Annotated in this window: 30 protein-coding genes and 2 pseudogenes; 18 read left to right on the forward strand and 14 right to left on the reverse strand. The window is 62.4% G+C overall.

Annotated features, from left to right (window positions below; all coding sequences use genetic code 11):
* Positions 1-59: 59 nt before the first annotated feature.
* From HNE_RS07125 to HNE_RS19055, 4 genes are all read right to left on the reverse strand, one after another.
* Positions 60-1,178, reverse strand: a complete 1,119-nt coding sequence (locus HNE_RS07125; protein ID WP_011646453.1) for a glutathione S-transferase C-terminal domain-containing protein — start codon at positions 1,176-1,178, stop codon at positions 60-62.
* A 244-nt stretch (positions 1,179-1,422) separates the two neighbouring features.
* Positions 1,423-1,677: a hypothetical protein gene (locus HNE_RS18530; protein WP_011646455.1), complete on the reverse strand. Its 255-nt coding sequence runs from the start codon at positions 1,675-1,677 to the stop codon at positions 1,423-1,425.
* Positions 1,678-1,698: 21 nt separating this feature from the next.
* Positions 1,699-2,007, reverse strand: a complete 309-nt coding sequence (locus HNE_RS07130; RefSeq protein ID WP_011646456.1) for a DUF736 domain-containing protein — start codon at positions 2,005-2,007, stop codon at positions 1,699-1,701.
* 3 nt (positions 2,008-2,010) lie between these two features.
* On the reverse strand, positions 2,011-2,148 hold the full coding sequence (locus HNE_RS19055) for a DUF2274 domain-containing protein (RefSeq protein ID WP_083759035.1): 138 nt from the start codon (positions 2,146-2,148) through the stop codon (positions 2,011-2,013).
* A gap of 194 nt (positions 2,149-2,342) precedes the next feature.
* Between HNE_RS19055 and HNE_RS18915 the strand changes: the two genes are divergently transcribed.
* The 8 genes and pseudogenes from HNE_RS18915 to HNE_RS07165 all read left to right on the forward strand — a co-directional run bounded on the left by HNE_RS18915 (position 2,343) and on the right by HNE_RS07165 (position 7,765).
* Positions 2,343-2,588: a hypothetical protein gene (locus HNE_RS18915; protein WP_011646457.1), complete on the forward strand. Its 246-nt coding sequence runs from the start codon at positions 2,343-2,345 to the stop codon at positions 2,586-2,588.
* Positions 2,585-2,836: a hypothetical protein gene (locus tag HNE_RS07140; protein ID WP_011646458.1), complete on the forward strand. Its 252-nt coding sequence runs from the start codon at positions 2,585-2,587 to the stop codon at positions 2,834-2,836. Before HNE_RS18915 ends, HNE_RS07140 begins: the two co-directional genes overlap by 4 nt.
* Before the next feature lie 181 nt (positions 2,837-3,017).
* On the forward strand, positions 3,018-4,034 hold the full coding sequence (locus tag HNE_RS07145; protein ID WP_035591647.1) for a nucleotidyltransferase family protein: 1,017 nt from the start codon (positions 3,018-3,020) through the stop codon (positions 4,032-4,034).
* Between the two features lie 426 nt (positions 4,035-4,460).
* Complete coding sequence (locus tag HNE_RS18920; protein WP_083759036.1) at positions 4,461-4,652, forward strand: hypothetical protein; 192 nt, start codon at positions 4,461-4,463, stop codon at positions 4,650-4,652.
* Positions 4,603-5,442 (forward strand): DUF3363 domain-containing protein, encoded by an 840-nt coding sequence (locus HNE_RS07150; protein WP_011646460.1) that lies wholly within the window; start codon positions 4,603-4,605, stop codon positions 5,440-5,442. The genes HNE_RS18920 and HNE_RS07150 overlap by 50 nt, the downstream gene beginning before the upstream one ends.
* A gap of 120 nt (positions 5,443-5,562) precedes the next feature.
* Positions 5,563-6,963: pseudogene (gene traG, locus HNE_RS07155) on the forward strand (IncP-type conjugal transfer protein TraG); the annotation flags it as partial.
* Positions 6,936-7,265, forward strand: coding sequence for an ATP-binding cassette domain-containing protein (locus tag HNE_RS19060; protein WP_407637706.1), 330 nt, complete (start codon positions 6,936-6,938; stop codon positions 7,263-7,265). The pseudogene traG and the gene HNE_RS19060, both read left to right, overlap by 28 nt.
* An 11-nt stretch (positions 7,266-7,276) precedes the next feature.
* Positions 7,277-7,765, forward strand: coding sequence for a thermonuclease family protein (locus tag HNE_RS07165; protein WP_049755053.1), 489 nt, complete (start codon positions 7,277-7,279; stop codon positions 7,763-7,765).
* Between the two features lie 6 nt (positions 7,766-7,771).
* On the opposite strand, the gene HNE_RS17900 is transcribed toward HNE_RS07165, so the two are convergent.
* Positions 7,772-8,104 carry an SOS response-associated peptidase family protein gene (locus tag HNE_RS17900; RefSeq protein ID WP_011646463.1) on the reverse strand — a complete coding sequence of 111 codons (333 nt, stop codon included), beginning with the start codon at positions 8,102-8,104 and terminating at the stop codon, positions 7,772-7,774.
* Between the two features lie 47 nt (positions 8,105-8,151).
* On the opposite strand from HNE_RS17900, the gene HNE_RS07175 reads away from it, so the two are divergent.
* Positions 8,152-8,508 (forward strand): helix-turn-helix transcriptional regulator, encoded by a 357-nt coding sequence (locus HNE_RS07175; RefSeq protein WP_035591641.1) that lies wholly within the window; start codon positions 8,152-8,154, stop codon positions 8,506-8,508.
* A gap of 374 nt (positions 8,509-8,882) precedes the next feature.
* On the opposite strand, the gene HNE_RS07180 is transcribed toward HNE_RS07175, so the two are convergent.
* Both HNE_RS07180 and HNE_RS07185 read right to left on the reverse strand, forming a co-directional pair.
* Entirely contained in the window at positions 8,883-9,107 is a 225-nt protein-coding gene (locus HNE_RS07180; RefSeq protein WP_011646465.1) for a hypothetical protein, read from the reverse strand.
* Between the two features lie 5 nt (positions 9,108-9,112).
* Positions 9,113-10,630, reverse strand: coding sequence for an FAD-binding protein (locus tag HNE_RS07185; RefSeq protein WP_011646466.1), 1,518 nt, complete (start codon positions 10,628-10,630; stop codon positions 9,113-9,115).
* Positions 10,631-10,724: 94 nt separating this feature from the next.
* Between HNE_RS07185 and HNE_RS07190 the strand changes: the two genes are divergently transcribed.
* Positions 10,725-11,612: a LysR family transcriptional regulator gene (locus HNE_RS07190; RefSeq protein ID WP_035591639.1), complete on the forward strand. Its 888-nt coding sequence runs from the start codon at positions 10,725-10,727 to the stop codon at positions 11,610-11,612.
* Between the two features lie 13 nt (positions 11,613-11,625).
* Here HNE_RS07190 and HNE_RS07195 read toward each other — a convergent pair whose 3' ends face one another.
* From HNE_RS07195 to HNE_RS07210, 4 genes are all read right to left on the reverse strand, one after another.
* Entirely contained in the window at positions 11,626-11,934 is a 309-nt protein-coding gene (locus tag HNE_RS07195; protein WP_011646468.1) for a YciI family protein, read from the reverse strand.
* A 35-nt stretch (positions 11,935-11,969) separates the two neighbouring features.
* Positions 11,970-12,629, reverse strand: a complete 660-nt coding sequence (locus tag HNE_RS07200; protein WP_035591637.1) for a hypothetical protein — start codon at positions 12,627-12,629, stop codon at positions 11,970-11,972.
* On the reverse strand, positions 12,626-13,360 hold the full coding sequence (locus HNE_RS07205) for a hypothetical protein (protein WP_035591635.1): 735 nt from the start codon (positions 13,358-13,360) through the stop codon (positions 12,626-12,628). Before HNE_RS07205 ends, HNE_RS07200 begins: the two co-directional genes overlap by 4 nt.
* A 402-nt stretch (positions 13,361-13,762) precedes the next feature.
* Positions 13,763-14,653, reverse strand: a complete 891-nt coding sequence (locus HNE_RS07210) for an endonuclease/exonuclease/phosphatase family protein (protein ID WP_035591633.1) — start codon at positions 14,651-14,653, stop codon at positions 13,763-13,765.
* Between the two features lie 153 nt (positions 14,654-14,806).
* Between HNE_RS07210 and HNE_RS18710 the strand changes: the two genes are divergently transcribed.
* The 3 genes from HNE_RS18710 to HNE_RS07225 all read left to right on the forward strand — a co-directional run bounded on the left by HNE_RS18710 (position 14,807) and on the right by HNE_RS07225 (position 16,738).
* Entirely contained in the window at positions 14,807-15,073 is a 267-nt protein-coding gene (locus HNE_RS18710; RefSeq protein WP_035591631.1) for a hypothetical protein, read from the forward strand.
* Between the two features lie 178 nt (positions 15,074-15,251).
* A complete protein-coding gene (locus HNE_RS07220; protein WP_011646472.1) occupies positions 15,252-15,488 on the forward strand; it encodes a hypothetical protein in 237 nt (78 codons plus the stop codon).
* Between the two features lie 317 nt (positions 15,489-15,805).
* Positions 15,806-16,738, forward strand: coding sequence for a LysR substrate-binding domain-containing protein (locus HNE_RS07225; protein ID WP_011646474.1), 933 nt, complete (start codon positions 15,806-15,808; stop codon positions 16,736-16,738).
* An 8-nt stretch (positions 16,739-16,746) separates the two neighbouring features.
* Here HNE_RS07225 and HNE_RS07230 read toward each other — a convergent pair whose 3' ends face one another.
* On the reverse strand, positions 16,747-17,034 hold the full coding sequence (locus tag HNE_RS07230) for a DUF1330 domain-containing protein (protein WP_011646475.1): 288 nt from the start codon (positions 17,032-17,034) through the stop codon (positions 16,747-16,749).
* The gene (locus HNE_RS07235) at positions 17,031-17,435 is read right to left on the reverse strand and encodes a nuclear transport factor 2 family protein (protein ID WP_011646476.1); all 405 of its coding nucleotides are present in this window, start codon (positions 17,433-17,435) and stop codon (positions 17,031-17,033) included. Before HNE_RS07235 ends, HNE_RS07230 begins: the two co-directional genes overlap by 4 nt.
* Before the next feature lie 204 nt (positions 17,436-17,639).
* Here HNE_RS07235 and HNE_RS07240 point away from each other — a divergent pair, with 204 nt between their 5' ends.
* The 4 genes and pseudogenes from HNE_RS07240 to HNE_RS19015 all read left to right on the forward strand — a co-directional run bounded on the left by HNE_RS07240 (position 17,640) and on the right by HNE_RS19015 (position 19,284).
* On the forward strand, positions 17,640-18,095 hold the full coding sequence (locus HNE_RS07240; protein WP_011646477.1) for a PaaI family thioesterase: 456 nt from the start codon (positions 17,640-17,642) through the stop codon (positions 18,093-18,095).
* A gap of 57 nt (positions 18,096-18,152) precedes the next feature.
* A pseudogene (locus tag HNE_RS07245) lies at positions 18,153-18,640 on the forward strand (cupin domain-containing protein).
* Between the two features lie 46 nt (positions 18,641-18,686).
* A complete protein-coding gene (locus HNE_RS19010) occupies positions 18,687-19,058 on the forward strand; it encodes a DsbA family protein (RefSeq protein ID WP_267878706.1) in 372 nt (123 codons plus the stop codon).
* A complete protein-coding gene (locus tag HNE_RS19015) occupies positions 18,973-19,284 on the forward strand; it encodes a DsbA family protein (protein ID WP_267878707.1) in 312 nt (103 codons plus the stop codon). The genes HNE_RS19010 and HNE_RS19015 overlap by 86 nt, the downstream gene beginning before the upstream one ends.
* Positions 19,285-19,365: 81 nt before the next feature.
* On the opposite strand, the gene HNE_RS07255 is transcribed toward HNE_RS19015, so the two are convergent.
* Positions 19,366-20,628, reverse strand: coding sequence for a TetR/AcrR family transcriptional regulator (locus HNE_RS07255; protein ID WP_011646479.1), 1,263 nt, complete (start codon positions 20,626-20,628; stop codon positions 19,366-19,368).
* Positions 20,629-20,868: 240 nt separating this feature from the next.
* Here HNE_RS07255 and HNE_RS07260 point away from each other — a divergent pair, with 240 nt between their 5' ends.
* Complete coding sequence (locus HNE_RS07260; protein ID WP_011646480.1) at positions 20,869-23,238, forward strand: TonB-dependent receptor; 2,370 nt, start codon at positions 20,869-20,871, stop codon at positions 23,236-23,238.
* Positions 23,239-23,270 lie beyond the last annotated feature (32 nt).

Consider the following 23,270-nt stretch of genomic DNA (forward strand, 5'->3'; position numbering starts at 1 on the left):
CCCGTGCCTTCACCGTTTGCCAGACAGCTTGACGGGACGTGCTCGATAAAAACGCCTCTTTACTTTGGTGGGACGCCTTTCCCGAAAACGTTTATGGCGCGGTTGAACGGGGCCTGCCGGTTAGTGTCATAACCAGAAGGCACAATCTCGGACCCGTCCCGGAGCACCTGGGCTTCCGGTGAATGCAGGGCGTCGCGCAACCGGCCTTGAGCCGGCGCACCCAGGGCGCTCCAGTGCCGTCGCAACGCTTCAAGGCACCAGACGCGGTAGCGTGACACGGGGACGTTCTCATAGGTGCAGTCCTGAATGGTCTGATCGTACCGCCTGCGGCCCTCGCCAAACGCACGAGCATTCTCGCGAAGCTGGACAAGATGAGTTTCGCAGATTTCGTTGAGGAAGGCTTCAAGCGGCGCATCGATGCGATCGATGAGCTGCGGATCATCCTGTCCCGGCTTGGCGTTCCACATGCGTGCTACCCATTCATACACGGCCGGCGCGCGTTCGCGCATGATCTCCGCCGGCGTCGGGTCCTGGCCAAAATGGCGGAACATGGGGGCCATCATTCCGAAATCTGCAATCGTCGGGGAGTTGCCGAGCAGGAAGGGACGTCGGACAAGGATCTCCTGCATAAGGTCCAGCGCCGTCAGATAGGTCCGGTCCGCGTGATCGCGGGTCTTCTCATTTACACCATCACCGCGTACGAAACCGCCCCGCTGGCGGCGCTTGAGACTGTTCAGAGCGAGAAAGCGCGGAAAGGGCAGCACGCCGCGGATCAGCTCCTCATAGAGAAATTCCGCCGCATGCTGACGGTCGCGGCGATAGGACCAGCGATAGTGCATCGCCGTCCGCCAGAGCCATTCATCGCCATAGTCCTCGATGAGAAGCGCGATGAAATTAAGGGCCGGATCGGCGGGATAGATGGTCGGCTCGTCCTGCTGGCTCTCCAGCCAGGCGATCATCGGTGTGGTGTCGGTCATCCAGCGCCCGTCAGCGACCCGGACCACGGGCATCTGAACGATCCCCACGCCCTCAATCAACTTCCTGCTGTGGGCGACCGTCGGCAAGGATGCGTACGGGATCGAGCGGTAGCGCAGATAGGTCTCGAACTTGCCGGTATAGTAGGAGATCTTGCTCCCATAGACCTGCATGATACCGGGCGCGTCATCTGCCTGGCCCATACCAACGCCCCTCTGCAAAGCTGCCGAACCCGACGTTCAGCCTCATCAACGAGATCAGCTGAACAAAGGCGAGGGATCAAGCGGAGACTGATGGCTGCCCGCGCTTTTGAAGTTTCATTGCCTGGTTTGAGCCGTTTCAAGCCCCTCTGGCAGTTTGATGTAACTGGCAGAAACGGGCCAGTCCCGGTCGACGAGACCCTTCGTTCCCTATGCCTGCTTTTGCACACCTGACAGACGACACGTATCAAGCTTGTGTTCCTATCGCTCTGACGGGTCTGCCACTGACACCGATTGAGGGTTGTTGATTTGAGCGACTTCGAAACCGGCGCAGATGCGCGTTCAGGCGGGCAGCCTTGAGGCGGCGTTCCGTCAGCTCGCGTTCGAGGCGTTCCAGGATGGGCCAGTAGGCATCGCCATAGAGTTCGATGACGCGGGCGACGGTCGCCATGGCGTTTTCTATGTCTGCGTCTGTGTAGACTTTTGAAGGGTCGATACGCATGGCGACGTCTCAGCGGCGCTCTCAGTTTGCTTTCGGGCGGTTCCAGACGAGGACGCCGGTGCCCTCCTTTTCATTGCCAAAGAAGGCGGCCCGAAGGGGCCGGGCGAAGACCGGATCATCCAGGTGAACGGAAATCCAGGGCGCCCTGTCAGCAGGTGTCTGGTTCCAGGCTGCGCCGATTTCCCGGGTCCCGGCATAAAGGCGGTAGTCCGGGGCCCCGTCGCCCTTCTCCCGGATCGGGACGAGCTTCGCCCTTGTGTTGACGGTCAGAGTGCGGATGGTGCCGGACCAGACATCGTCTTTCAGGGTGAAGGTTCCGATCTGTGCCATGGGTCAGTCTCCTTTGCTGGCAGGGGTGTGAAGGGCCCGCCGGGCCCGCCTGAACCCGGCGTCAGACGCCAGGAAGCTTTCGATCATGGCGGCGGCGAGGGTCTCGGCGCGTTCCTCCTGGCCATAGGCCTGATGGTAGATCGCCGCATAATCAGTGAGCGCGGCGTGGGTTTACCGTCTCGGCCCGGATCATACCTGACGACTGCCCGGACGCCCCCGACCAGAGACAGGATGGGTTCTGGCCGTCCCTCTACAAGGATGCGCCGGGGTTTATAGGTCCCGGTAACAATTTCCGGGAGCGCTTCGCCAGAGCGCAGGCCGACGCCGAAGCCCTCATGGCAGGCTGGCGCAAGGATGAATGGTTCTATTGCGGGGTCGTCCTGTCCGTCTCTATCGACGGCGTCGAGCTTGCGCCCCATGCCGCCAGCCTCTGGGGCCTTGAAGCCAATTATCCGGGCTCGGAGAATGAGGCCCTGACGCAGTCTGCAAACGATTTGCTGCCTGAAGCCCTCGCCGAGGCAGGCCTTGTGCTGACCCGCCTCGCCGCGCTGGCGCCGGGCGGGGAAGGCGGGCGGACATGAGCGATGGATTTGAACGCCTTCTGGGCCCGAGGCCCGCCCTGACCCTCGATATCGAGGCCGGGTTCGTCACCGCGATGTGGATCGGGGGCCGGTGCCCGGACCTGATCATCCGCGACTACGATCTTGGCCGGACCGACCGGAACGCGCCGCGCGATTTTTTCGGCGCGCCCTTTGTTGAGGTGCGTTGGCGCCTGCCGCCCTGGCAGCTCGGCCTCGCCCTTGCCCCCCAATCCCTGTTCCCCTTCTGAGGAGGTATCCCGATGGTGCAGTCGGACCATACCCGGCGCGGTTATACCCGGTTTTTCATCCCGGATATAACGAGGGGCACTGACAGTCATTGTGCCACTTTTACTTTGATTTTTTCAAACGGGTGCGGATACCCGATTTCTCATATATACCACAAAGAATAGTTTGTGGTATAAGACGCTTATGAAACCAATATCTCTCACGCTGCAGACGCTCTATCAGGATCTGGTTCAGGCCCATCTCGATCGGCCGCTTACGGGTTTAACAGGCGCGCCGCACCTTCGCAAATCCGGTGGAAAATCCTGGTGGTATGCCACGATCCGGCAGCCGGGCGGCGCTCACCAGCAAAGATTTATCGGACCTGACACGAAGGAAACAAGGACGCGTATCGCACGCTGGAAAGCCAGCGCCAAAGATGATCGCGCGTTCCGGGAGAACGCCGCCGCAAAAGCGCGGGCACTCAGAGCTGCCCGCTTGCCCGCTCTGGACATGCAGAATGGCAAAACCTTGCGGGCGCTGGCCCAGGCAGGCACATTCCGGCTGGGGGGCGTACTCGTGGGAACACATGCTTTCCGGCTCTATGATCTTGAACTGGGCGCTTATCTTTCAAAGGATGCGGTCGCCATTACGTCTGATCTCGATATCGCATCGTTTCAAAAACTTTCGCTCGCAGTCGGGGATCATACTGAACCCGAACTTCCCGAAGTTATGCACGCGCTGGGTCTTGCCCCGGTCGAAAACCTGCATCGCGGGCGGCCTGTCCGATGGCGATTGCCGGGAAGCGATTTCGTCGTCGATTTTCTTTCGCCGTCCTTTGAGCAGAATGAAGGACCGCAAAAACTTGAAGCCTTAGGTGTCTGGGCTCAGGGTCTGCACTTCCTGAATTATCTGATCCGGGACCCAATTCCCGCCGTCGCTCTTTATCGGGAGGGCGTCCTTGTTCAGATTCCCGCCCCGGAACGGTTTGCCATCCACAAACTGATTGTATCGACCCGCCGAAAAGGACCGGGCCGGGCTAAGGCCGCCAAAGATCTTGCTCAGGCGCGCCTACTTATCGAAGCGCTCAGTGAAGGCCGCCCCCATGATCTGGCACTGGCTTACCGCGAGGCCGTCAGGGAAGGTCCCGCATGGAAAGCTGCGCTTGATACCGCCCTGTATGGCCATGCGGATCTTGTACGCCACCTGACACGGCGAGGCTGACCGAACTGGCGCGAAGACGCATACAGGCAGCAACGCAATCAGGTGCGGCTTCAACCCGTCCCGCAATCTGGAAGGCGTTTCGGCATAGTCACACGTCGCCCCTTGCCTTGTCCTCTTCTCTGATGGCGCCCCGAGTGGATGTGCAGGCTCCGGACATTCGTGCCCGGGCAGTTCGCAGAAACGCCTTGTTTCCGTCTCTTGCCGCAGGACCTGGACGCCCTCCACCGGCCCCGAAACCGCGCGGGCCGGTAAATTTCCCCGGCGCGGGCGCGCCTTCCTCGCGAGACAAATTTCCCGGCCCGCGCGGTGCTCCGCTCTGCTGCGCCCCTGACGGGTTCAGGCCCGGCGAAGGGCGTCCTTCCGGTCCGGCGTCGACGGGAACAAGGGGTTCCCGGACGGCACCAGGGAAACGAAAAGGAGACCCCCATGGCAAACGCACTCGGATACGTCACGGAAACCAAAGGCGGCTTTGAAGGCACGCTGGCAATGATGAACCTCTCAGCGCCCATCCGCATCGAGAAGAATGCGGAGACCCGAGGACGAATTGCGGGACAAACGGTTCCTGCTGGTGCGCGACTTTTCTGGCGCGGTCTGGCACGTGCCCGCGCTCGGGCTTGAGCCAGGTGAACTGCCCCCGACCGGCGCCGTGGTGGACGTGTCGGCCAGGGCCGCGGCACCCAGACAGGCAGACAGGACAATCGCGGAGATCGCCGGGCGAAGCGGGGGCGTCTACTCAGATGATCTCCACGCAGCCCGGGATCCCGGTGCCTCGGCCGCTTTCCGGCTGGCTCATAAGCGGCGCCTCGAAGCCCTCCGGATGAGAGGCGTTGTGACGCGCCGCCCCGATGGCACCTGGGATGTCCCGGCCGACTATCTGGAGCGGGCCGCTACCCTGGAGGCCGTGCGGGGCGGGGGTGTCAGTATCAAAGTGCGCAGCTGGATGGCGCTTGAGGCGCAGGTTATGGCGCGCGCCGAGACCTGGCTGGACGGACCAGATGCGGCAGGCGTCAGCAACGCTGCGGCCGAGCTTATGGAGCTCCGCGCTGCGCGGACCGCTTTCCTCCGGGAGAAGGGTTTTCTTCAGCCGGGGCAGACGCGGCTTTCGGAGGCGGACCGCCAGCGTCTGCGCGCCGGCGAGCTTGCCCGGGTGGCCGCCATCGAGGCGGCCGGCTCGGATCGCCAGAGCGTGAGCGCGGCGACCGGGGCGTCTTTTGAGGGCCGCTTCGAGCGCGTTGTGGACCTCGCCCAGGGCCGCATGGCGCTGATCGGTACAGAGAAGATGTTCGCGCTGGTGCCCTGGCGCCGGGAGATGGAGCGCTATCGCGGAGAGGCCCTCGTCATTGAGGCGAAGGGGTCGGGCATTGGATGGACACTCAGCGCCGGGCGCACCCGGGATTTGGGCCGTTAGCGGGCATTCCCGGTTATGCCGCGATATGCCGCCATTTGCCGCCATTTGCCGCCATTCACGATGGCCAGCCGGGCATCCTGAGGGGAAACTGGCCTGAAGCAGAAACCGGAATCTTGTCCCATGTCTCCTTCAAAAATTCTGATTGGCCAGTTCTTCATTGTCCTGACGATCATCCTTGCCGCAACCTGGTCTGCGACCCAGTGGGCTGCCCATTCGCTCGGCTATCAGTCCGCGCTCGGCCCGCCCTGGTTCGTCGTCAATGACATACCGGTCTATATTCCCTGGCGGCTTTATCAGTGGTGGTACGCCTACGAGGCTTATGCGCCCGGCGTGTTCGCCCGGGCCGGCGCGATCGCGGCCAGTGGCGGGCTCCTGGGTATCCTGGCTGCGGTCATCGGGTCACTCTGGCGCGCGCGCTGGGAGCGGCATGTGACGACCTACGGCTCAGCACGCTGGGCGAACCGGCGGGACATCAGGAAGGCAGGGCTCCTTCGCAATGACGGCGTCCTCCTCGGGCTATGGCAGGGGCGCTACCTGCGCCATGGCGGCCCGGAACATGTGCTCGCCGTTGCGCCCACCCGGTCGGGCAAGGGGGTCGGCCTTGTCATCCCGACGCTTCTGTCCTGGACCGGGAGCTGCGTGGTTCATGATATCAAGGGTGAGAACTGGCAGCTGACATCTGGCTGGCGGTCAACGCTCGGTCCTTGCATCCGCTTTGATCCGACCGACCGGGAGAGCCTGCGCTACAATCCGCTTCTCGAAATCCGCAAAGGGGAGTTTGAGGTTCGCGACGTCCAGAACATTGCCGACATCCTCGTGGATCCTGAAGGCAGCGCCGAGCGGCGCGATCACTGGGACAAGACAGGCTACGCCCTCCTCGTCGCGGTCATCCTGCATGTGCTCTATGCCGAGGAGGACAAGTCCCTGGCCGGCTGCGCCCGCTTCCTCGCCCATCCCGAGCGCACCCTGTTCCAGACTCTCGACCGGATGCGCACGGCCCATCATCTTGTCGGACCAGACGGGCGGGGCCGGGTCCACCCCAAGGTCGCCGAAGGCGCCCGCGCGATGCTCAACAAGTCTGAGAACGAACGCTCCGGCGTCCTCTCGACAACACTGACCTTGCTGGAAGTCTATACCGATCCGGTGATCGCCCGGCTGACGTCTGCCAGCGACTGGGGCGTGATGGATCTGGTGGCGGCTGCTCGGCCCGTTTCACTCTATCTGGTTGTTCCGCCCTCGGACATCTCCCGGACGCGGCCTCTGATGCGTCTGATACTCAACCAGATCGGGCGCCGGCTGACCGAAGAACTGCCCGGCTCCTCCCGGAGAGAGCTGCTCCTGATGCTGGATGAGTTTCCGGCGCTCGGTCGGCTTGATTTTTTTGAGACGGCGCTCGCCTTCCTGGCCGGCTACCGTATCCGGGCATTCCTGATCACTCAGTCCCTGAACCAGATCGAGAAAGCTTACGGGCCGAACAATTCAATCCTCGACAATTGTCATGTCCGGGTTCGGGCGGCGAGCGCCAGAGGGTAGCGATCGCGCGGGCCCTGATGCGGCGCCCGCGGCTGGTGCTGGCTGATGAACCCACGTCGGCCCTCGATCCGGAGACCGAATCCCGCATTCTTGGGGAATTGAAGATCGCCTTCGGGGAGGCCACGCTGATCCTTGCGTCACACAGGCTGAGGAGTGTCCGGCACATGGATATGATCGTCGTGATGTCGAAGGGGCGCGTGGTCGAGACCGGAACCCATGACGCGCTGATGGCGGCCGGCAGCGCTTATGCGCAGATGTGGCAGATACAGGAAGGCGGTCAGGAAGCATGAGGACCCGAAACATGAGACAGACCATCAGAGGCGCCCTTCTGGCGGGCCTGATCGGCCTGGCGGCGTGCAGCCCCGCGATGGCCTATAACGCGGCTGAAGACCGGCTGGAGGGCACGGCGTCGGTCATTGATGGCGACACAATCGAAATCCATGGAGAGCGTATCCGGCTGAGCGGGATCGATACGCCCGAACGGGGCAAACGCTGCGGGACGGTCAATGTCTATCAGAAAGCCGCTCTGGCGTTGTCGGACATGATTGGTACCCGGACGGTCAGTTGCACGATCCTCGATATCGACCGCTATGACCGCAAAGTCGGCCGCTGCGCGGCGGGCGGCAAGAGCCTGGAAAGCCAGCTTGTCCGCGCCGGCTGGGGCCGCGACTGGCCGCGCTACAGCAACGGAGATTTTGCGGAAGATGAGCGCTTTGCCCGATCAGCGAAGGCCGGGATCTGGGGGCTCAGCTGTCCGGACGATCTCTGGGGGACACGCAATTATGACTGACCCGGATTAGCCGAAGAGATCGGACTGAAGCGGCGCCGGCCGCGTCTTTGCGGATGTGCGCGCCTGCGGGGCGATTTCCCAGCGGCCTTCCGCCTCGTACGTCGTCAGGGTGGCTTTGATCTCAGCCGGCGTGGCCTCTGTCTCGCCAAGCCACAGGGGCCAGGCCTCCCGGGGCAGGATCGCGGGCATGCGGTCGGTCAAGGGCGCAATCAGCTGGTTGGCGGGCGTGGTGACCTGGACGAAGGTCCAGAGCTCTGCGTCGCCCCGGCCCACAGCGGCGCAGATCACCGCGATCGCAATCGGCTCGCCATCCTTCGGCGTGATGACCCATGGCAACATCTGTCGCGTTCATGATGGAGCACGGGATTGCAGCAGGAATATCCGTAATGGTCCCGCGACTGAACGGGGATTACGGCTCGCTGATCTGTATATATGACCGGGACAATGCGCATCTCGCCAGTGAGGTGGCCGCGCGGCGGGCCCCGGATCTGCTATTTCTGGCCAGCAGCGTTGTTTGCGCCCTCGAGCATCTGGCAGAGGGCGCGCGTCCCGCGGAACTTTCACCCCAGCAGGTAACGTGTCTGCGCTGGGTTAAAGCGGGTAAAACAGATCAGGAGATTGCGGAAATCATTCTCTGTTCCGTCAATACGGTTCGGTATCATATCAAGACGGCCCTGAAAGATCTCGGCGCTTCCAACCGGACGCACGCGGTGGTTTTGGCGATCGAGCATCGCCTGATCTGATGTCTCGGGAATCGTAAACGGGCGCGAAGGTGTACGATCCGTAAAATCCGACCGCGTGGCAGAATGGCGGGAAGATCATTATACAGACCTTATATGTCCCTACCGGATTGTGTTATTTTAGGTGAGAAGAGATTGCTCATGAAGTGTGCGACGATTTTATCGGCTCTCATGTGTTAAGAAATACGATTTCAGGGCCGACGGGATGCTCTCGAGTGAGAGACATTCCATGCGCGGTGGACCTGAGATTTTCTAACCTTGGGCGCGTCGGATCAGTCAGGTTGCAGTGGCGGTCTATTATGACCCGGAGCGCAGAGCCAAGGTCGGGAGGCTGAGGCTGTCAGGTTCCGGACCTGGCACATAGAAAGGGTATCGGGTTATCTCTGGCGATCTTTTACATTGGCGCCCAACAAAGACTTCAGAAATAGCCAGATTATGGCCGGGCGCAGGAAGCGCCCGAAGAGGCGGACCATTTCAGGACCGCCGATTTCGACTGTGCAGGGCATCGCGTTGGCGACCCCTTTGAGAATGAGGCGGTCATTCTCCACAAACGTTTCTCTCACTTCAACGCCCAGCTTGAGGGCGGGAGTCTTGACCAGCATGAGGACTATTCCGCCGCAGTTTTGACGGGCACCGTGGCAAGCGCAGCGCGTGCCGCGCCCCGGCCCGTAATCATGGCTTCGGTCAGATAGGAGCCGTTCTGGTAGAGATCAGAGAAGATGGAACCCAGCTCGCCCGCCTCGAACAGGCGCGGAATGGCCGAGCCCTTGTGATCGTAAACCCGGCCATCCATATCGCGCCGTGCGCCGCCCCCGGTACAGACAATGGCCGGGGTGAGCTGAACGGCATAAAAGGGACCTTGGGCGATGGGCATGAGCGTTTCAGGGTTGCGCCCTTGTTCAGCATCCTCGCCCGCCTCGCAGGCAGCGTTATAGGCAGAAACCTCCGCCGAGAGTATTTCCGGGCTCAGACCAATTAGCCCGGCAAGCGCTTCGATGCTGTCCGCTTTCCTGATAAGCCCCGAAGCAACCTCGTCGCTGTTATCCTCACTCCACGGATATTTTTTGACCACGGCGCTCCAGGTCATCACGTCCAGCACGAGCTTTCCCGCCCGCCGTGTCGTTTCGTCGAAGATCATGTGTACGGGGTGAGCGGTGTGCAGCGGCACATCGACCCAGCGGCCATGCTTCCTGTGCTTGTAGTGGGTAAGCTGAAGTTCATTGGTTTCGCCATAAAAGCGCCGCCCCGTCCTGTCCACATCGATCCAGGAGAAGGCGGGCAGAAGGAAGTTGCGCAGGAACGACGTTTCATCATCTGGCCGCTTGATGCCCGGCCAGATACCGCCCGACTGGCCCTGATTGCGCAGGTGCCACATCTCGGCGCCCGCTTTCTGCAGAATGCGCACGCCGTCGCCTGTGTTGTAGGGTGTGCCCAGGGGGCAGACATCGGACAGGCCATAATAGTTTTTCTGCATCTCAGGGTCCGCTTCATATCCGCCTACGGAGAGGATCACCGCCTTGCGCGCGCGGATCGCCTGGCGGACGCCGTCCTTCTCCACCCAGACACCAAACACTTCCAGCGTGTCAGGGTCCTGTATGAGATCAACCAGCGGCGCGTCAAACCAGACGGGCACCCCGCGCTTTTCAACATTGGCTTGCAGGGCCAGCCAGACACCAGAGGGAATGGGAAGAATGGTTGAGGTGTAGGCGACGGCCTCGCGCGCGCCCATTTCCGGAAACTCCAGAACGGCGTCACGTTCTGTAAATCCGGTCCCCCGCAGAAATTCAGCATCAGCGTCTCTGGCAATCTTCTGAATCCAGGGTTCAAGATTGACCATACGGTCTGCCCAGTCCTCCAGAATATCCTCAGGGATCGGATTGGCTGTGCTCATGGCCCGCTGATAGTCTTTCAGGGCAGTTTTATTCTTCGAGATAAGGAGCGACTGGCCGGAGACGCGGCAATTGCCCCCTGCGTATTCCTGCGGCGCCTTTTCAATTATCAGGAGGCGTGCAGAAGGGTCCGTGTCGTAGGCTTCAATCGCCGCAGAAGCGCCGGCACATCCGTATCCACAGATGACAACATCTACTTCTTCGCTCCAGGAGCTGACACTTTTAAGGCTGGCCATGATCCGTCTCCTCTGACGAGATCATTCGGCCATGGATTACTCACACGATCTAACAATCAGTTGTCCATATGCACAATCTGTGTTTGTTAATGTCATGGAGCTCAGGCAACTCGAACATGTTCTTGCGGTTGTCGAGACCGGCAGTCTGACCAGCGCGGCAGCGCGAGTGGGGCTGACGCAGCAGGCCTTGTCGAAATCCCTGTCCCGACTGGAATCCGATATTGGCGGAAAACTCTTCGAGCGTGAAACGCGGGGTATGGCCCTCACCCGCCTCGGCGAAACCGTCGTCGAGCACGCGCGCGATGTGGTGGCCAGTGCGGGCCGCCTGAAATCTGCAGCCGCTGCAGAGCTGGGTCTCGAGCGCGGAAAGCTGGTGGTCGGACTGAGCCCGATCGCGGCGACGACCTTCATAGGTCAGAGCGTCGCGCGCTTTGCGGAGGCCCACCCCAATCTCAGGATCGATGTCGAAGCCGGCCTCGACACAGACTTCGTCGCCGCGCTGCATCGCGGTCAGATTGATCTGGCGCTCTCGACCCGGACTATCGGCCAGGAAGACAGTGTGCTGGTGGAGCAGTTCACAAACGAACCCTGGGGTATCGCAGGCCGCATCGACCATCCCTGGCTTGGCGGCGCCAGATCTCTGGCCGATCTTAAGGGCGCCGCCTGGGTGATTGGCCGCAACACGGATCTTCTTGATGAAGCCATCGAAGAGGCTTTTGCCGCCTGCGGCCTTGCCCGCCCTCAACCCGGCATCGTGACAACGTCCGTCCTGTTCACACTGACAGCCCTGATGACCACCGACCGGCTGGCAATCCTGCCCCGTTCGCTGTGCCAACACCATACATCGCTGATGTGGCTGGATCTGAGCAACGGCGCATGGTCAACGCCGCTTTTCCTTATGCGCCGCAAACGGGCCCATATCGGTCTGGCTGCGCGCAAATTGCTGGATATGCTGAGGACAGAGGCGGGCGAGGCAGGATAGTGCCTAAGTCTTCCTACCAGGATTTGCCGCCAACCCATTCGCCTGCGGACATGCCGAGCCTGTCTATCTCAACAGTGTCCCAGATGCCCGCCTGATAATAGGGATCGGCTTCGATAAAGGCGCGGGCATCGGCAATACTGCTTGCGGTGATGACCAGCAGGGCGCCGGTGAAAGCTTCGCCGGCATCGTCGCGCAGTGGCGCGGCGAGCTTGATGCGGTCCATCACAGTTTCAATATGGGAGAGGTGACGGCTCAGTTGCGCCATGCGTACAGGCCTGGAGCCGGGCCTGTCCCGGCAGAAGATCGTGTAGAGATCGGTCATGGGGTTTTCGTCCTTATTTGAGGCTGCAGACGGGCTCATACGGGTTTTGCAATGCTGAGCCACACGATGACGCCGATAAACACCCAGAGCAGAACGAGCACGGCTGTTGCCTGAACATACGTCGCGCGGATAAGGGCGTTGCGTTCCGGCGTGACGCCGGAAGCAGCCATCTGGGCCCAGGTTCTGAAATGCGCGATCAGGGCGAACCGGATACCGACGCCGCAAGCCATCACCCCGGTAAACGCCGCCAGTTTCCAGCGCAGCCAGCCGGGCATCGGCCACGCGCCGCCGATCAGGCTCAGAGAGGTGGCGAGCAAAACGGCCATGAGAATATAGCGGGAGACCCGGTCGATTTTCCCGAGCAGCGGCCCGGCCTCATGTTTGCGAAGCCGGTGAACGGCTTCGACAAAGCCGAGCCAGAGTATGCCAAACGCGGCAGCGGCAAACGCCACCGGCGCGCCGCCGGGAATAAACCCATAGTTCGCGGCCAGCACGATCCCGAGTGACGTCTGCAGCACAAGCGCATACCGCACATGCTGGTCCACATGCATGACGTGATCCATCAGTCGCGTACGTTCCGTGAACGGCATATTATCGGCGAAGCAGACATATCGGTAGGTCGAATTGATCACGAGCTCGGAGCCGAGCCAGTATCCGAGGACTGCGATATGGGCGACGAGAATCCAGAGAGTCATGCGGCGGCGTGCTTCAGATGGCACAGTTGGACAAGTTCATAGCGGGTCTGCATGTACCCGCCCACCTCCGCTTTGAGCAGGATATAATGTCCGTCGGCTGTGCACCACAGATCGTAAGGGGGATGGGCCTGCAGCAGGCCGGGCACATCGGTGTAGGAGAATTTATGGGCGTCGAAACGCCCCGCCGCAGTCTCGATGGTTTCGGGTCCGTGATACTGAATCGCAAGATCCACAGCGAAGAGGAGCGGGCCGGTCGCGCCACGATGGTCGGGTGAGGAGAGCAGAAGCTTTTCCACGATCTGTGTGCCGGGGCCCTGGGTCAGATCATATTGTGACAGGAGCATCCCGTCATTGATGATGGCGTGATTGCCAAAACCGGGAAGGGGGCGCTGCAGGGGCATCTTCTGGGACACCCGGCCTTCCATAAGGGTCTGCGCCTCACATTCTGCCTGCGCGCTGTCAAATGTGAACCAGGCTGAGCCTCGGAAAGCGCCGCCGACCGCGATGCGGACGAAACAGTCTGCGGGCCGGCCCTGCGGATCTATCCGCAGCGATACATCCCGCACAACCGGCGGGGGATCATCAATTTCGCAATGGGCGGAGACGACTTTGCAGCCGTCACGGTGCACATCAATGCGAAAACTCTCCCGGCCGCGCTCCGCGCCGAAACGGTCCGGGGCGCCACTGGTGTAGGCCAGCTTGCCTGTGAAACTCTCGATGATACCGGTCATGAGAAGAGGGTAAGCGGCCGGGTGATGCGGGAACCAACAAATAGCTGTCATGAGCCACAAACTTTGGAAATATCCCGCAATGCCATAGACAGCGGGGGTCTCCTCTCTGACCATATATTGAAGAGTTTGACCGGTTGCGGGCCTTTACCGGAAACGGTTATCCATATTGGAAGCATGCAGGTTTTCTACGCACGTGCTGCCCGTTTCCCGGCCGGTGTCACCGAAGCCCGGGGCCGACGAAATACTCCGGCGCTTCGAAGTCATAAGTATCTCCCTCGGGTCGCCCGGAAATGAGCCGGGACAGGGGCATCCCGGTCAATGGGATCGGGGAAGCCCTATGGGATACTGGTATGAAGGGCGGTCCTTTGGCTGAACCGGGCCAGCGCAGACCCGCGAGGGCCGTCAGCGCGCTATACTGAGCGAGATCGGGCAGTGATCGGAGGGCCGGGCGGGGGTGTCATAGGTCGTTTCCCGGAAGCTGCCCGCGACCATTCGGGTGAGGGCGGTGTCGCTCAGCAGGAGGAAATCGATAAATTCCCTGTAACGCGGGTCGCAGGACGGGCCGGTTCCGGCGCCGGCGATATGGAGCCCTGCCGGCGTGCCATCATTGAGGCCGGTCCAGACCGGATCATCTTCCGCTTCCAGGCGGCGGTTGAAATCGCCGCCGACGATGACCGCGCGCCCGGCAGCGCTGCGCTGATCGATCCACGCCTCCAGGACGTCTGCCTGATCAAACAGCGCGGGGCAGCGCACCGACGTGTCCCCGGAAAAACAGCCGGATGTGAGATGCACGCTCATAATGTCGGTCGGGACCGGGCCGGGCAGCGTGATCGCCACGCCATAGCGGGTGCGGCCCTCACCGGTCAGATCGAGCGCGGCGAGGTCGGGGAGCCGGTCATGGGTGATGCCGTCGCGCACGGCGATGGCGGTATTCTGGGCACGCAGGCGGGTACCGTCATCGCGGCCGCGGCAGAGCGGATACGTTTCGCCGCCGGCCCTTTGTTCGACATGAAAGGTCCATCCGTCGCCGAAGACGCGCGCCAGGGCGCCATCCCCATCGACTTCCTGGAGCAGCCAGATGTCCGCGTCCACGCGGGTGATATAGTCGGCAATAAGATCCAGCGCCGCCTCGTCCCGGGGGAAGCAGCCCGCGCCGGAAACCGCCGTGAGGTGTTCGGTGTTCCAGGCGGCGATCCGCAAGGGACCCGCCTCCTGATCCGCAGGCGGAGGAGCCGGTGTCTGGCAGGCCGAGACCAGCAAGGCGGTGGCAAGGACCAGGATGCGGTAAAACATGACGAGGCTCCGGACAGACGGGGAAGGGATACCGGATCTCTTTACCCGGCGCCGGTCGGCGCGGCGACAGAATTTCGGTAAGGAATTGTTGACTCTTTTTTCAAAAGAACATACACGGAACGCAGAGCAGGGCGAACAGCGAAGGTGGTCATCATGAGTGGGTTTTCTGATATTTCCGATGAGTTCCGCAGCTGGGTGCGTTCGGGAATTGATCGCCGCGCGAAATGGCTTCTCGTATTCTCCGACACGGTCGATTTTGTCCATTTCTGCGACTTCTGCGAAGATGATGTGGCGCTCGACCTGGAGGTCGCCGCCGACGAAGCCCATGGCGACGAGGTGCGGCTGGTCGGCGTGTATGACCTGCGCGGGACCGAGGAAGAGATCCTGGACCGCGTGCGCCGGAAACGCGCTGCCGCCTGAACAGGCGCTCCGGGGCATGGGCGAACCGCCTCACACAATCCGTAGCCGGAGCGGTCTCCTGTGATGCCGCCTCTGGTGCAGGCGCTGGCGCGCGCTCCTTTGGGGGGAACTCAGAACAATCGATGCGTGTCAGATAGGCTTCCGGGACGGACCCGGAAACTTATAAGGAGACCAATCGATGCGAGCTCAACTGTGGGACTATAATTTCACCAAAATCGACCTGGAGGATCTCGATGTCACCGTACAACTCGCCCATCCCAGATCCCTGGCGACCGTAACGCTTGAGTTCCGGGTGGATCAGACGGCAATGGCGGCCAGTGCCGGAGACCTGAAAGGGCGCGTCGAGCAGATTGCGCGGGAGATCCTGCTCAATCTTGCAACGTCGCTGGAACCAGCCGGCGCGCTTACCCCCTGAGGCTGAACCAGATCAGACACAGGATCGCTGCGCCCGCTGCCAGCCAGAACCAGAGCGGCGGCGGGCGCGGCGTATAGTCTCCGGATTTATCTCTGTCCCAGCCGCTCATAGAGGCCCCCACATAAACTTTGCTGGAAGAAAGCTGCCGGGAGATGGCGCTCCTGGCAAGGTGACGTGCCGTTCTTTTCACCCGCCCGTTCGGGTATCACGGGCAGTATTCTTTTGGGCCAGAGTGGCTATGGCGCGTCGGGCCAGAAGCGCTTATCGTGGACAGGACCCGGTCGCCCCTGTCCGGGGCCGTTGCCTGATAAAGACCGATGCTGCCGTCTGATGAACCTGATTCCCGCCCCGGACGCCCCCTGCCGCTGAACGCCCTGCGGGCCTTCGAAGCGGCCGCGCGGCACCTGTCGATCAAGGCGGCCGCGGGCGAGCTGGGCGTGACCCCATCCGCCGTGTCCCACCAGCTCAGAGGGCTTGAAGAGGCGCTCGGCGTTGACCTGATGCGACGGTCCGGGCCCGCCCTTGTCCTGACGCCCGCCGGCGCTGCGCTTGCGCCGTCCCTGACCGAGGGATTTGATAAAATCAGCGACGCGGTGGCTCAGCTGGATCAGACCCGCCGGACCGGTCCTCTGCGCCTCTCTTTGCTGCCGACTTTCGCCGCCCACTGGCTCTCTCCGAGGCTGGCGGCCTGGCCCTTCGGGCGGGAGGGGTTTGACCTGCTCATATCGGGGAGCCAGGCCCTGGCAGATCTGACCGCCGGGGAAGCGGATGTGGCTGTGCGCCACGGCGCAGGGCGATGGCGCGGCCTGGTGTCAGACCTCCTCTTCCGGGAAACCCTGACCCTTGTCGGGACGCCGGGCCCGGAAGGCGAGATGGCGCGGGACCGTGTTGCGCGCTCGAATCTATTTCTGTCCGCACACAGACACGATGAGTTTGCGCGGTGGAATGCCACGCTGCCAGGTGGGCCCGTAGCGCCCCGAACGGTCACGCGTGTGGATTCAACCGGACTGGCGCTGCAGGCAGCCGCTGGCGACGCCGGGCTCGCGCTGGCAGGCTTGGAAATGGCCGACGTCGATCTTGCGGCTGGCCGGCTGGTGACGCTCTTTGATCATTGTGCCGACGCGGGCAAAGCCTACTGGCTTGTCTACCCGGACGCGCTGGCGCGGGACCGGCGGGTCCGCAACCTGCGACGCTGGCTGTTCGAAAATCTCTCTCCGAGGGGACCGGCGCCGGTGTCGCCGGCGTCCTGAGGCGGGCGTCAGAGCCCCTGAACCAGAAGGACGGGGCCGGACGCCGAGGTCAGACGGTCCTGGGCGATCGCTTTATAATCTTCCGAGTTCGCCCAGCGCCGGAAGCTGTCCCTGTCCGGGAAGGCGATCAGGATGACCTTGTCAAACGGCCAGACGCCTTCGATCTGTTCGGGTGTTTCATCGGCCGCGAGCAGGCACCCGCCATATGCGGCCAGGACCGGGAGGAACCGGTCGACATAGCGCTGGTAGACGGCGCGGTCCTCAATCTTCAGCTGGGCGAGCGCGTAGACGGTCATGCGGGCAATTCCGGAGCCGGGGTTACTTCGGCGCCATAGAAGGCTTCCCCGCCAATCTGCCGGCCATCAGAAAACACCATCAGTTCAGCCGCCCGGACGCGCCGGCCGCTGGTCGCGGACACATAGTGCACCAGGAGGCTCTGCGTGCCGGCATCAGCATGCGCCGACAGGAGCGTGAAATGCAGCCCGGCGGCGCGGGCGAGCGCCGCGCGCCAATAGGCGCGAAGGCGGGACTTGCCGCGGATTTCACCCGCGCCCGTGATCAGCGCGGCCACCGGGCTCACAAAAATGCCGTCCTCATGCCAGGGCGCCAGGACAGATTCCAGATCGCCGGTATTCCAGGCGGTGATCCAGTCGGTCGCATGCGCGATCAGGGCTTCGCGGGTCAGGGAATTCGTCATTGCAAGGGCGGGCCTTTCGTCGGTGACTCAGCGGTGCTCTTTCTTCCGGGGGAGGCCGCGCCCGCCAAGTGAAGAATTCTCAGGTCCGGCTGAGCCCTGTAAGCGGAGCAAAGCTCAGGCGCGGGAGACATTTTCTCAATTCCCTTTGGCGCCCGCCAGGCGCTATCAGACGCCTCTCTCTCAGCGTTCCGGAGACCGGCCCTTATGCATCCTCAGCCAGACCCTCTGCCCACTGATATTGAGGCCCGAGTGCGCGAGAGCTTTGCGCGCCAGGGGCTGATGGCCCATCTCGGCGCCGTCATGACAGAGCTCGACCCTGGCCGGGCCGTGATCCGGCTGCCGTTTCGCGATGCGCTGACCCAGCAGCATGGATATTTTCATGCGGGCGGGACCTCTGCGATTGCGGACTCGGCAGGGGGCTATGCCGCCTTCACCCGCTTTCCCGAAGGCAGTTCTGTCCTGACCGTGGAATACAAGATCAACCTTCTGGCGCCGGCCGAAGGCGCCGCGCTGGAAGCGGTCGGCCAGGTGATCCGGCACGGACGTACCCTGACGATTTGCGGGCTGGAGGTGTTTGCCTGCACCGAAGATGCCCGCAAGCTCATCGCTGTGGGACAGCAGACCCTGATCTGCCTGCACGGAAAGCCCGATACGGGCTGACGGATCCCACAAACCGGCTGCCTGCCAGAAACAGTTCATGAGAAGGTGAGGGCACCGATGCGGCCTGTGATTCAACGACAGGATATTGATCTGATCCCGCAGCGGCATGGCGCGCGCTATCAGGCCCGGATCGCGGCCATCGCGGCGCCCCTGGGCGCGACCCATCTGGGCGCGCGATGGGTCGAGCTTGCGCCCGGCAAGGCGGCCTGGCCCTGCCATGCCCACTACGCCAATGACGAGATTTTTGTAATCCTTGGCGGGCGCGGCGTCCTGAGATTTGGCGGGGCAGACTACGCCGTGGAACAGGGGGATGTGGCGGTCTGCCCGGCGGGCGGCGCGGAGACCGCCCACCAGCTTGTCGCGGGCGATGCCGGGCTTGTCTACATCGCTATCAGCTCCATGCGCGAGCCCGATGTCCTGACCTACCCGGATAGCGGAAAGATCGGCGTCTTTGCCGCGCGGCGCCGGGCGGGGATAAAACCCTGCGCCGGGTTGAAGCTGTCTGGCGCGCCGCCGATGTGAGAAACTACTGGGAGGGAGAATGAGCCACGAGGACACGACCCCAAACCCCGCGCCGGAACGGGAGGCCACATGACCGTCCGGGCACCGATCGAATTCTGGTTCGATTTCTCGTCGGGCTATGCCTATCTGGCCGCCTGCGAGATCGACGCCCTGAGCGCGCGCGTTGGCCGGGATGTGCTCTGGCGCCCCTCCATGCTGGGCGCTGCGTTCAAGGTCACCGGAATGCGCGGGCTCTCCGCCATTCCGATGAAAGCGGAGTATGCGCGCCATGACTGGTCCAGGGCGGCCCGCCGGATTGGGGTCGATATGATCCTGCCGGACGGTCGCGCTGGCCGCGACGCGGGCGTTTTACTGGGTGGAGCGCTGTTACCTCGCCCGTTCGGCCGACTTTGCCCGGTCTGTGTTCAGCACTTACTATTCCGGCCGTCTCGATACCAGTGATCTTGACCAGGTGGTCCGGCTCGGCGCGCGGATCGGACTGGATCCGGCCGGCCTGCTTGCCGGAGCCCGGTCTGAGGAGATCCGTCAGGCCGCCATTGCCGCCTCTGAAACCGCGCTGGCCTGCGGCGTGTTCGGATCGCCGTTTTTCCGCGTGGATGGGGAAGGGTTCTGGGGCTGGGACCGGATGGCGATGATGGAGGAGTGGATACAGACAGGCGGCTGGTGAGGTCGGGTACCGGGCCAAACCGGCTCGAAGATGGCGAGCGCCTGCCGCCATCCGTCTATCCGGTGGTCGGGCCGGAACGGTTCAGCGGCGCGTCGTGACCGCTAGCCCCAGATTGAACAGGGTCACAATTTCATCCGCGATTTTCTGCGGCGAGGGCTGATCAATGTCTTCGATCCACTTCGGGATCCAGAGATAGGCGCCGGCGCGCGCCAGCGTCACCGCCTTGTAGTCATGCTGACGGCGGCTGCCGTCCCGGATACCTTCTTCGGCGAGCCCCTGGGTCCTGGCAAAGACTTCCCGCATACGTTTTGCCGCCCGCTTCTGCGAAACTTGCGAAAGGGTCTCCAGCCCCATCCAGCCGGCGACCGGTTGTAAGGAGCCGACCATCGCCTGGGCGTTGAGGTGGGACACGATGCCGGCTTTCTCCAGGCCCGTGCGGCCGTGGGCGAGCGCATAATCAACAAAGGCATCATAGATTTCATAGCTGCGCTCCAGGCAGCTGCGCACGAGATCGTCCCGGTCACTGAAATAATGATAAACGGTCCCGCGGGTCGCGCCGAGCGCGCTCGCCACATCTTCCAGGGATACGTTGGCGACCCCGTGCCGGTTGATGAGTTGGGACCCCTTCATCAGGATCTGTTCCATCTTCAGGTCAGCGATCTTCTGATCCCCGAACCCCGCAAGGGTCACGCGCGAGAAATCATCGGCACTTTTTGTCAGGCTGAAATCCTGGGTCCGGCTGGCAGCCGATCCGAACTCTATGAAATCGGCGATGGCATCCGGGTTGCGTGCCGCCTGCCGGACCGGCAGCCAGCGATGCGACAGGCGCGAGAAGGCCAGGATGGACGGCACTATACGCGCGATCAGCTGCTCATCGCACGGACGGATATTGCCGGCCGTGATGCCTGCGCCGATCATGGCGGCGAGCCGGTCATAATTGCGGCGTCGCGCCCGTTCGATTATGGTCCGCGGGCCGTCGCTCAGGACGCCCGTATCCGTAATGAGGGCGGTCTGGTCGGCCTCCGGGGAGAGGCTGAGGCGGATGAAGTCGAGGACCTGGGGCAGGCCGGCATCTGCCTCACAGGCAAGGTCGAGGCGTTCGGTCTCTGCTTCACAGCTGCGCTGATAACACCGGAAGATCAGGTCCTCGCGATCGGCGACATAGTGATAGAATGTGGCGCGCCCGACACCCATGCGGCGGGCAAGATCGCCGAACCCCACAGACCCGACGCCCTGTTCATTGAACATCGAGGCGGCCTCCCGGAGGATGGCCTCCTGCTTGGACGCTTTCCTCGAGGCGGGGGTCGCTTCGCGGTCGGGGACGGCTCGCAGTCTCGCCTTCATGAGGAATTCCGATCGGGACGGGTGGGGGCAGGGCAGCTTTCAGGCCGGCCCAGTCTTTCACTCCCGCCCGCGTCAATCAAGACGCGGGCGGTCGCGGGTCCGGGCATCAGAAAATAAAAACCTACAAAGATGTCGAAAATGTTGACAGGCCGTGATTCGACACGCAGAAACTCAAACATACATAGATGTCGAAAATGGCATGACCGGTGAAAACACCGGCAGATCCCCGGGAGGAACTCAATGTCGCGCTTTGCGAACCGCATATTCTGTAGTGTGGCTGTCCTGGCCCTCTTAAGCCCCGCTGGCCTGGCGCAGGCCCGGCCGGCTGAGCCCGAAGAGGCGCAGGCAACCATGAACACGGTCGTCGTCACCGCGCGGAAACGCGACGAACTCATCGGAGACGTGCCGACCGCGATTTCCGCCTTCGGATCCGAAGAGATCGCGCGGCTGAATCTCGTCAGCATCGATGACCTGGCAAGCTTTACGCCCGGCCTGCAGACCGCAGAAAGCTCGGTCTCCTCGGGCGGCTCGATTGCCCTGCGCGGGGTCGGGTCAGGGTCCTCTAACTATCTCGGCGATCAGGCGGTCTCGATCAATGTTGACGGGATGCAGATCGGGACGCTGAACATCCGCAAGGCGGCCCAGATTGACCTGGAGCAGATCGAAATCCTTCGCGGACCTCAGGCGCTGTTCTTCGGCAAGAACAGCCCGGGCGGGGTGATCTCGATGAAAACGGCCGATCCCACGCCTGACCGGCTTCTCGCGCTTGAGACCGGCTACGAAGCCGTGTCTCAGGACGCCTACTATCAGGCGCTCTATTCTGCGCCGGTCTCCGACACCGTCGGTGTTCGCCTCGTTGCGCGCTACTCTGATCTCAATGGCTATTTCAAGGTAAAGTCGGTCCCCGCGAACGGCGATCCGCTGGTAACGCCGGCGCCCGTCAGCCGCTGGCCATCGGGGGAGGAATTCTTCGCCCGCGCCACAGTGGTGGTTGACGCGACCGAGGCCCTGCGCCTCAAGGGCAAGCTGACCTTCAACGAGTCGAAGATCGAAGGTGGCTCGATCATGGCCCAGCAGCGGATTGCATGCCCGCTCGGCGCGCCGCAGCTGCAGCCGGATTTTCCGTGTAAGGCGGACCGTGACATCTATGTAGGCAACGGCCGGCCCGAAGATGTGGCGCTGGCAGCAGGCGCCCCGAGCCGCAACGGGATCGGTTTTCGCAACAACCAGCAGATCCTCGGGACCCTTCAGGCGGACTATAAAGTGTCGCCCGATCTGACGCTGACGTCGGTGACGGGCTATTACCTCTTCGATGAAGTGAATGCCCATGATGCTTCAATCGGCCCGCGCGCTGTTTTGCTGGTGCCTTACCTGCCTTTCGAGATGCGCCAGTTCAGCCAGGAAGTTCGCCTCGCATCTGACTGGGACGCGCCTGTGAACTTCACGACGGGCGTTTTCTATGAGACCCGCGACACCTACGGTGCCCAGGACGCGGTTATAACGGCCTTCCCGCCAGCGCCATTTGCCATCGGTCAGGAACAGACCTTCCAGGACCAGGAAGCCTTCTCCGCCTTTGCCCAGCTGATCTGGGATGTGACAGACCGGCTCGAAGTCTCCGGTGGCCTGCGTTACTCCGAAGAGGATAAGAGCCTGCGCTTTTTCCGCCGCGGCGTGGACGTTACCGGAAATCTCGTCCGCGACAGTCTGAGCTTTGACAATGTGTCCCCCGAGCTCACCGTTTCCTATGATGTGACAGACGACATCATGGTGTTCGGATCGTACAAGGAAGGGTTCAAATCCGGCGGATTTGATGGCGGGTTCACCAACGGCGCCATTGCTGCCGGTAACTTTGCCAATACGTTCGATGAGGAAACCGTGACAGGCTTTGAGGGCGGGGTGAAGGCCACGCTGTTCGATCAGCTGGTCGTCAATCTCACCGCGTATGAGTATGATTATGATGACCTCCAGGTCGGTGCCTTCGATCCGGATTCTATCTCTTTCAAAGTGCTCAATGCGGCTGCGGCGAAAGTGCGGGGCATCGAGGCGGACTTTAACTGGCAGACCCCGGCTGAAGGACTGTTCCTTCGGGGCTCCCTGGCTCTGAACGACGCAAAATTCGAGGACTTCCTGTCGGGCTGCTATCTTGGCCAGACCGTGGTGTTAGGCTGCAACATCAATCTCAATCCGGTTACCGGCGCCTTCCTGCAGCAGGACCTCTCTGGCCGGCAGATGAACAACGCCCCGGACACGGCGGCCACCGGGGGTATTCTTTACAGCGGGCAGCTCGGCAACGGGCTTGGGTTCGACCTGGCCTTCGATGCCACCTACTCAAGCGACTATTATGCCAATCTGCGCCAGTCTCCGCTCGACCTGCAGAAAGCTTATACCAAGCTGAATGCTTCCCTCCGCCTCTTCGGAGACGATGACCGCTGGGAAGTTTCGCTGCTGGGCCGCAACCTGACGGATGAGTATACGTTCAATGCCTCAGCGCCCATCACTCTGACGGGCGGGGGCAGTGGTATTGCGACAGCCATCTCCGGCGATCAGAGCGCGGTCGTCTCCCGGGGCCGGGAAGTGTTCCTGAAATTCACCTGGCGGCCCGTTCGCTAGGCTGCCTGAAGCGCCGGCGCAGCGCCTCCCGT

This window comes from Hyphomonas neptunium ATCC 15444, from assembly GCF_000013025.1.
Classification (GTDB): Bacteria; Pseudomonadota; Alphaproteobacteria; order Caulobacterales; family Hyphomonadaceae; genus Hyphomonas; species Hyphomonas neptunia.

Excerpts from the sequence above, each read along its gene's own strand:
- HNE_RS07125 (WP_011646453.1), bottom strand. The coding sequence starts at position 1,178 with ATGGGCCAGGCAGATGACGCGCCCGGTATCATGCAGGTCTATGGGAGC.
- HNE_RS18530 (WP_011646455.1), bottom strand. The coding sequence starts at position 1,677 with ATGCGTATCGACCCTTCAAAAGTCTACACAGACGCAGACATAGAAAAC.
- HNE_RS07130 (WP_011646456.1), bottom strand. The coding sequence starts at position 2,007 with ATGGCACAGATCGGAACCTTCACCCTGAAAGACGATGTCTGGTCCGGC.
- HNE_RS18915 (WP_011646457.1), top strand. The coding sequence starts at position 2,343 with ATGGCAGGCTGGCGCAAGGATGAATGGTTCTATTGCGGGGTCGTCCTG.
- HNE_RS07140 (WP_011646458.1), top strand. The coding sequence starts at position 2,585 with ATGAGCGATGGATTTGAACGCCTTCTGGGCCCGAGGCCCGCCCTGACC.
- HNE_RS07145 (WP_035591647.1), top strand. The coding sequence starts at position 3,018 with ATGAAACCAATATCTCTCACGCTGCAGACGCTCTATCAGGATCTGGTT.
- HNE_RS18920 (WP_083759036.1), top strand. The coding sequence starts at position 4,461 with ATGGCAAACGCACTCGGATACGTCACGGAAACCAAAGGCGGCTTTGAA.
- HNE_RS07165 (WP_049755053.1), top strand. The coding sequence starts at position 7,277 with ATGAGACAGACCATCAGAGGCGCCCTTCTGGCGGGCCTGATCGGCCTG.
- HNE_RS17900 (WP_011646463.1), bottom strand. The coding sequence starts at position 8,104 with ATGTTGCCATGGGTCATCACGCCGAAGGATGGCGAGCCGATTGCGATC.
- HNE_RS07175 (WP_035591641.1), top strand. The coding sequence starts at position 8,152 with ATGGTCCCGCGACTGAACGGGGATTACGGCTCGCTGATCTGTATATAT.
- HNE_RS07180 (WP_011646465.1), bottom strand. The coding sequence starts at position 9,107 with ATGCTGGTCAAGACTCCCGCCCTCAAGCTGGGCGTTGAAGTGAGAGAA.
- HNE_RS07185 (WP_011646466.1), bottom strand. The coding sequence starts at position 10,630 with ATGGCCAGCCTTAAAAGTGTCAGCTCCTGGAGCGAAGAAGTAGATGTT.
- HNE_RS07190 (WP_035591639.1), top strand. The coding sequence starts at position 10,725 with ATGGAGCTCAGGCAACTCGAACATGTTCTTGCGGTTGTCGAGACCGGC.
- HNE_RS07195 (WP_011646468.1), bottom strand. The coding sequence starts at position 11,934 with ATGACCGATCTCTACACGATCTTCTGCCGGGACAGGCCCGGCTCCAGG.
- HNE_RS07200 (WP_035591637.1), bottom strand. The coding sequence starts at position 12,629 with ATGACTCTCTGGATTCTCGTCGCCCATATCGCAGTCCTCGGATACTGG.
- HNE_RS07205 (WP_035591635.1), bottom strand. The coding sequence starts at position 13,360 with ATGACCGGTATCATCGAGAGTTTCACAGGCAAGCTGGCCTACACCAGT.
- HNE_RS07210 (WP_035591633.1), bottom strand. The coding sequence starts at position 14,653 with ATGTTTTACCGCATCCTGGTCCTTGCCACCGCCTTGCTGGTCTCGGCC.
- HNE_RS18710 (WP_035591631.1), top strand. The coding sequence starts at position 14,807 with ATGAGTGGGTTTTCTGATATTTCCGATGAGTTCCGCAGCTGGGTGCGT.
- HNE_RS07220 (WP_011646472.1), top strand. The coding sequence starts at position 15,252 with ATGCGAGCTCAACTGTGGGACTATAATTTCACCAAAATCGACCTGGAG.
- HNE_RS07225 (WP_011646474.1), top strand. The coding sequence starts at position 15,806 with ATGCTGCCGTCTGATGAACCTGATTCCCGCCCCGGACGCCCCCTGCCG.
- HNE_RS07230 (WP_011646475.1), bottom strand. The coding sequence starts at position 17,034 with ATGACCGTCTACGCGCTCGCCCAGCTGAAGATTGAGGACCGCGCCGTC.
- HNE_RS07235 (WP_011646476.1), bottom strand. The coding sequence starts at position 17,435 with ATGACGAATTCCCTGACCCGCGAAGCCCTGATCGCGCATGCGACCGAC.
- HNE_RS07240 (WP_011646477.1), top strand. The coding sequence starts at position 17,640 with ATGCATCCTCAGCCAGACCCTCTGCCCACTGATATTGAGGCCCGAGTG.
- HNE_RS19010 (WP_267878706.1), top strand. The coding sequence starts at position 18,687 with ATGACCGTCCGGGCACCGATCGAATTCTGGTTCGATTTCTCGTCGGGC.
- HNE_RS07255 (WP_011646479.1), bottom strand. The coding sequence starts at position 20,628 with ATGAAGGCGAGACTGCGAGCCGTCCCCGACCGCGAAGCGACCCCCGCC.
- HNE_RS07260 (WP_011646480.1), top strand. The coding sequence starts at position 20,869 with ATGTCGCGCTTTGCGAACCGCATATTCTGTAGTGTGGCTGTCCTGGCC.